At 73.4% G+C, this 2,842-nt stretch carries 1 protein-coding gene and 1 pseudogene; one reads left to right on the top strand and one right to left on the bottom strand.

What is annotated here, in order from left to right:
- Positions 1–103 precede the first annotated feature (103 nt).
- A complete protein-coding gene (argH, locus tag ACFXA3_RS40250; protein ID WP_385196033.1) occupies positions 104–1,534 on the bottom strand; it encodes an argininosuccinate lyase in 1,431 nt (476 codons plus the stop codon).
- Between the two features lie 297 nt (positions 1,535–1,831).
- Between argH and ACFXA3_RS40245 the strand changes: the two are divergent.
- A pseudogene (locus ACFXA3_RS40245) lies at positions 1,832–2,842 on the top strand (hypothetical protein); the annotation flags it as partial.

The following is a 2,842-nucleotide window of genomic DNA, read 5'->3' as shown; positions in this document are numbered from 1 at the left end:
CCCTCCGGGCATGCCGCGGGGTGCGGGGGTGCAGGGCCCGGCCCCGGAGGGGGCGCGGGCGTGCGGGCCGCATGGCCGCGGACGTACGGGCAGCGCCGTGCGGCTACTGCTTGTGGGTGGCCCAGGCGTGCTGGATGACCAGGTCGGCCTTGAGTTCGGCGAGCTGCTTCGCGACCGCCGAGGGGGCGGTGCCGCCGCGGCCGTTGCGCGAGGCGAGGGCGCCGGGCACGTTGAGCACAGTGCGGACCTCCGGGGTCAGGTGCTCGGAGATCTTCGCGAACTGCTCGTCGGTGAGCTCGTCCAGCTCGATCCCGAGGGCCTCGCACTCCTTGACGCACTCGCCGGCCACCTCGTGCGCGACGCGGAACGGCACGCCCTGCTTGACCAGCCACTCCGCGATGTCCGTGGCCAGCGAGAACCCGGCCGGGGCCAGCTCCTCCATCCGTTCGCGGTTGACGGTGAGGGTGGCCATCATCCCGGTGAAGGCCGGGAGCAGGACTTCGAGGGTGTCGCAGGAGTCGAAGACCGGCTCCTTGTCCTCCTGGAGGTCGCGGTTGTACGCGAGCGGGAGGGCCTTGAGGGTGGCCAGCAGGCCCGTGAGGTTGCCGATGAGCCGGCCCGACTTGCCGCGCGCCAGCTCCGCGATGTCCGGGTTCTTCTTCTGCGGCATGATCGACGACCCGGTCGAGAAGGCGTCGTGCAGGGTCACGAAGGAGAACTCCTTCGTGTTCCAGATGATGATCTCCTCCGCGATCCGGGACAGGTTGATCCCGATCATCGCGGTGATGAAGGCGAACTCGGCGACGAAGTCGCGGGAAGCCGTGCCGTCGATCGAGTTGCCGGCCGAACCGCGCTCGAAGCCCAGATCGGCGGCGACCGCCTCCGGGTCCAGGCCCAGCGAGGAGCCGGCCAGGGCGCCCGAGCCGTACGGGGAGACCGCGGTCCGGGTGTCCCACTGCCGCAGCCGCTCCGCGTCCCGCGACAGCGACTGCACGTGGGCCAGTACGTGGTGGGCGAACAGCACCGGCTGCGCGTGCTGGAGGTGGGTCCGGCCGGGCATGGCCACGTCGTGGTGGGTCTCGGCGAGGCCGACCAGCGCGTCCTGGAGGTCGGCGATCAGGCCGCCGACGATCCGGGCGTGGTCGCGCAGGTACATCCGGAAGAGGGTGGCCACCTGGTCGTTGCGGGAGCGGCCGGCCCGCAGTTTGCCGCCGAGTTCGGCGCCGAGCCGTTCCAGCAGGCCCCGCTCCAGGGCGGTGTGCACGTCCTCGTCGGCGATGGTGCCGGTGAACGAGCCGTCGGCGACGTCGGCTTCGAGCTGGTCCAGGCCCGCGATCATGCGGTCGAGCTCGTCCGCGGTGAGCAGGCCCGCCTTGGCGAGCACCCGGGCGTGGGCGCGGGATCCGGCGATGTCGTACGGCGCGAGCCGCCAGTCGAAGTGGACGGACGCCGACAGCAGGGCCAGCGCCTCCGAAGGGCCGTCGGCGAACCGGCCGCCCCAGAGCCGGACGTCACCACCGTTGTTGCTGCTCACAGCTACTGCTCCTCAAGACTGCATCTGCATGGCTTCGGATGTTTCACATGGCTTCGGATGTGCAACTGCCTCCCCGTCGCGGAGGAAACGGGGAGACGGTCGGGCGCCGCCGGCCGTCGGGCGAGGCCGCGGCTCCTGCATCGGCGCGGCCCGTCCAGCGATGGGCATAACTATGCACTGCTCCGTATGTTTCGTCAATCAAGGTCCGATCGACTCCGCTGACCAGCGGGAATATCGAGGGCAGGGTGGACGACCGGACGCATACGATCAGCGGGCACGGTGATCCGGGGAGGGAACATGACCAGCGCACGCCAGGACGCGCACAGGGGCAGGGCCGCGGCGAACGCAACTCTGGACGGGGACCTCGCCCGCGCCGGCCGGCTGCTCTTGCAGAGCGGTCCGCAGGCCTGGATCGCGTACGACAAGGAGATACGGCACCTCCGGGTCCGCTCGCACGGGACGCTCCGCAGCGACCTGATCCAGGCCCGGTTGTGCGACGCCGACGGCCGGGTCCGCGCGTCCGCGCTCGCCGCCTGGCGGGTCCCGCCGCCACTGCTGGTGCTGATCCGGTGCGCCGACTGGACCCCGGCGGTCCGCGAGCGCGCGCGGCGCGTACTCGGCCGGTTGGTGGCGAAGGACCCCGAACCGACGCTGGCCGCCCTCGTCCCGCTCGCCCTGCGGCTGGGCCGGCGCGAGCACGGCGCCTGGGCGGTGCAGCAGCTGGAGGCCGCGCTGAGCGGCCGGTACTCCCTCCTCGCCGCGTGGTGGCGCCCCGGACGGCCCTCGACGACGTGGAGTCGGAGCTCGCTCACCGCCGAGCAGAGCGCCCGCATCCTGGACGGCCTGTGCACGGCGGCGGACCTGCCGACCCGGCGGTTCGCCACCCGCCTCACCCTCGCCACACGGCAGCCGGACGTGAGGGAGCTCGCCCGGCGGGCCGCCGCGGAGCACGACCCGCTGACGCACCGGATGTGGACCGATGCCGCGCTCGCCGCGATGGCCGCCGGCGGGCCGGACGACGAGGCGGTCGACACCCTCCTCGGCGCGGGCGCCCCGATGGTCCGGGCCGCCGGTGTCACCGCCCTGCGCCGGGCCGGGCGGGCCGCGCAGGCCGTGGACCACCTGGCCGACCGGTCCGGCCCGGTCCGGGCCTGCGCCCGCTGGCTGCTGCGCCAGGACGGCGGCGACCCCCACGCGTCCTACCGCGCGCTCCTCGCGGACCCCGAGCGGGTGGGCCCGCATGCCGTGACGGGCTTCGCCGAGTGCGCCCACCGCGCCGACGCACCGCTGCTGACCACCCTGCTGGAC

Origin of the sequence: Streptomyces sp. NPDC059456, from assembly GCF_042750055.1 — a bacterium.
Taxonomy (GTDB): Bacteria; Actinomycetota; Actinomycetes; order Streptomycetales; family Streptomycetaceae; genus Streptomyces.
Note: the sequence above shows the minus strand (reverse complement) of the source record. Positions and strands in the feature narration are given on the sequence as shown.